General features: G+C 46.8%; 5 protein-coding genes. 4 read left to right on the forward strand and 1 reads right to left on the reverse strand.

Annotated features, from left to right (window positions below):
* The first annotated feature begins 9 nt into the window (after positions 1-9).
* The 3 genes from H6F94_RS33705 to H6F94_RS30810 all read left to right on the forward strand — a co-directional run bounded on the left by H6F94_RS33705 (position 10) and on the right by H6F94_RS30810 (position 865).
* Entirely contained in the window at positions 10-120 is a 111-nt protein-coding gene (locus H6F94_RS33705; protein WP_396426470.1) for a PEP-CTERM sorting domain-containing protein, read from the forward strand.
* A 332-nt stretch (positions 121-452) separates the two neighbouring features.
* Positions 453-659 (forward strand): hypothetical protein, encoded by a 207-nt coding sequence (locus tag H6F94_RS30805; RefSeq protein ID WP_190806120.1) that lies wholly within the window; start codon positions 453-455, stop codon positions 657-659.
* Positions 660-676: 17 nt separating this feature from the next.
* Entirely contained in the window at positions 677-865 is a 189-nt protein-coding gene (locus tag H6F94_RS30810; protein ID WP_190806121.1) for a hypothetical protein, read from the forward strand.
* A gap of 561 nt (positions 866-1,426) precedes the next feature.
* Here the strand turns inward: H6F94_RS30810 and H6F94_RS30815 are convergent.
* Complete coding sequence (locus tag H6F94_RS30815; RefSeq protein ID WP_190806122.1) at positions 1,427-2,434, reverse strand: quinone oxidoreductase family protein; 1,008 nt, start codon at positions 2,432-2,434, stop codon at positions 1,427-1,429.
* A gap of 120 nt (positions 2,435-2,554) precedes the next feature.
* Here H6F94_RS30815 and H6F94_RS30820 point away from each other — a divergent pair, with 120 nt between their 5' ends.
* Positions 2,555-2,929, forward strand: coding sequence for a winged helix-turn-helix transcriptional regulator (locus tag H6F94_RS30820; RefSeq protein ID WP_199320782.1), 375 nt, complete (start codon positions 2,555-2,557; stop codon positions 2,927-2,929).
* The last annotated feature ends 385 nt before the right edge of the window (positions 2,930-3,314 follow it).

Here is a 3,314-nt window from a genome sequence, read left to right on the forward strand (position 1 = left end):
GGAGAAATTATTCGATTCAATGCCAATGATGATTCTCAATCGGTTCCTGAACCTTCAAGCTGGATTGGATTGTTGGCGCTCGCCTTTACAGGAGCACTCTTGAAAGTGACTCGGCGCTAGACGTTATTGTAGTCATTTTGAATCTAGAGCCTGTTTTAAAACCGACCCTAGGTGAAGTAAGGTGTATTCCACCTTACTTCACCTAATTAAGCGCAATCACCCTCGCCAAACCTTTTTATTGCCTAAAGTTAAAATTGGTTAACGGAATTTAAATACTAGAAATAGCTACTTGGTTAATTAGAACCTTAACAAATAATTCTATGATTGATTAGATGTCCTTTGTTAAGAGCTGAGATAGCGCTACATACTTCATCTCAGTTTTTGATTCCCATCACCTGTGGAAAGTATCGAGTGATTCACAGGTTCGTTGAATAACAAAGGAAGTTTTTGTCATGCAGAAAGGTCCAATCTCCCCGCTTCCACCAAGGGGAGCAGCTCTTGGTGGAAGCGATCGACAGCGAGTCATCCTTCTCGCTACTGGCTCTGTGGATGCTGTTGCTGAAGTAGTGCGTCATCTGTTCGTCGGCAACTTTGCCCAACTGAGTGAGTGGAGCCCAGCTGCTGCTGCCAAGTGGTTCGAGTCCTCACCCGCTACCTGACGATGGAGGAGTAAGCAATGCAGCTCACCGATTTAATGCGTTTACTCTACCAAATAGACGCTGCCCAGACCGCTACCCGAGAGGAAGTGCTTGCCGGAATCGGCATCAGTGCTCCTAGCCACATTACCCCTTTGGAACACGCTACCCAAGAGCTGCGCTTGGTTGCTCAACTGTGCGATTTCTTTCCTCAGCGAGTTAGCCCTTGAACGCTACGAAATCTTGGTAAGACATCACCGATTTTGAAGGGCCTAACCCTGACTCCCTCCTGTATGACAACCTCAGTGAGGAAATGGAGCGCAATGGCAGTTCAGGCACTCCTCAAGCCTGAGCTCTTAGAACGATGGACCGGGAGCAACCTCTCTCGGTCCATTACCCTCCTAGAAATACAATTTCTGACAGAATATCTGAGCTTGGCCACTATGACTTGGCCTGATGAACTAAGGCTTCCATGTCTGATATCTTCATCTTATCTCACTATGATCGTGAACCCGAGCCTTTTGAGGCGCAGGAGCTATGGCGGCTTCTCGGCGAACCTCAATGTAGTTTCGACGAGTTTGTGCAACAAGTAGGACCTGTTTTGCGCTCAAAATTCTTAAGTACCAAGCACAGCTGAGGCACAACGAGCTTACATCGTAGACAAAGAATTAGACAGAGCCAGGTAGTGGATTGAAATAGATTAAGCGGGGGTCTAACGGTGCCCGTAACCCGCCGCGAGTAAACTTCGGACCCAACGAATAACTTCTAAACGGTCGGGTTCACGGGCGTTGTTAGGCAGGATACCGACCAACTTGTAAAATTACTTTGCCTATCGTTTTGCGGCCTAAAATCGCTGCGTGTGCTTGTGCAGCATCCTCTAGAGGAAAAGCGTGACCCAAAATGGGTTTTAACTTATCCATCTGAACCCAGGTAAAAAGCTGCGTGAGAGCCGTTTCTACAATATCGGGATGATGATTCATCACCGCACTGATGGCAAAGCCCGATACACTTTGATTTCTAAACAGCAGATTCTGACATTGAGTCGCTGTCAAACTCGGACAATCCCCTGACAACCAACCGTAACTTACAAAACGTCCTTCCACAGCCAAGCAGGATAAGTTTTGTGCAATTGCGCTTCCACCAATCGGATCGAGAATGATATCAATCCCTTTTCTGCCAGTGATTCCAAGGATTTTTTCGTGCCAGTTCGGTTCAGTATAGTCAATTGGATAATCTACTCCCCAATTGCGAATCATCTCGCGCTTTGCGCCTGTTCCAGCAGTACCAAACACATCGCCTGCGTTCATCAGTTTGGCAAGTTGTACAAGCAAGTTACCCACACCGCCTGCTGCTGCGTGAATCAGTACACTTTCACCCGCTCGAATTTTTGCGGCATAATCCAGCAGTAAATAGGCACTAATCCCTTGGAACAGCAGAGCCAGCACAGTATGTGCGTCAAGCAGATCTGGAATGCGAAGCACTTGCTCTGGCCTAATCACTGTGTATTCAGCATAACCACCTGCTTCCCAGGAAAGCACTGCCACACGTTCACCTAGTCTCACATCGGTGGTTACGTTTGCCCCGATCTCTTCGACAATGCCAACGAATTCCATTCCAGGAGTGTAGGGAAGTGGCAATTGCAGTGGGTAAGTGCCTTGGTGCTGCATGATGTCAGCAAAGTTTATTCCTGCGGCAATCACTTTCAGTAGTATGCGATCGGGTGCACAATCTGGTCTGGGTTCTTCTTGATAGGTCAAGACCCCGGGTCCGCCGCGTGTTTTGACACGAATTAATTTCATAGGATGTGCTTCAATTCGATCGACGTTCTCAATATAGAGACTAGTTAACTAGAATGTAAGTAGGCACCGATCGGTAACCTATTCAGCAGGTAGACTTAGAGTATCAATAGAGAGCAAAAAGTGAATCGAAAATCTTCGACACAACCCGTTTTTGAGCGCGACTATCCAGTCCGGCGGCTACTTGTTCTGATGTCAGACGCTTGGACACCGATTATTTTCCATTGCCTTTCTGATGGAGAAAAACGGTTTAGTGAGCTTCAGCGACAGCTACCAGATATCTCCAAAAAGGTGCTAACTCAGGTTCTACGCCGTTTAGAGGGTGACGGTTTGATTCATCGCACGGTTTATGCAGTTGTTCCCCCCAGAACCGAATATCGTCTTACGGAGTATGGTCAAAAACTTCATGAGCCAATCGCGATGCTTTGCCAGTGGGCACGCTCAAACGAAGCAGTCATTGAAGCTATTTATGCCGAAAGGGAGAAATCTATCAATTGAAAAGTATTGCTTCGTGCAAGAGTCTACCTAACTATTATTAGACTGAAAGTTTCCGTATAACACCCCCATAGTGGTGATTAAGTAGATGATTTCCGTATAACATCTCAAGCCACGTAGATAGGCAGAACCTTTCCGCATAAATACTTCCATCCAGCCAAATAGGCAGAATCTCTCCACATATAGGCCAGTTTTGATCGGGAGGCAACCGCCATTCAAGCGACTAGCAATAACTATGTGCAAGCAATCGATACGGATCAGCTAATGCGAATTGCACAGAGACCAATATCCTGCTTCAGCTTCAGCGCCGTCCTGGAGACTTTGTGATTAAAGGAAGTCCACTGGTACTCACTTATCCCGCAGAATCGCGTAGCAAAAAGCTGGTTAA

The sequence above is a fragment of the Leptolyngbya sp. FACHB-261 genome (genome assembly GCF_014696065.1).
Lineage (GTDB): Bacteria > Cyanobacteriota > Cyanobacteriia > FACHB-261 > FACHB-261 > FACHB-261.

Coding starts and splice junctions, on each gene's coding strand:
- H6F94_RS30805 (WP_190806120.1), top strand. CDS start 453: ATGCAGAAAGGTCCAATCTCCCCGCTTCCACCAAGGGGAGCAGCTCTT.
- H6F94_RS30810 (WP_190806121.1), top strand. CDS start 677: ATGCAGCTCACCGATTTAATGCGTTTACTCTACCAAATAGACGCTGCC.
- H6F94_RS30815 (WP_190806122.1), bottom strand. CDS start 2,434: ATGAAATTAATTCGTGTCAAAACACGCGGCGGACCCGGGGTCTTGACC.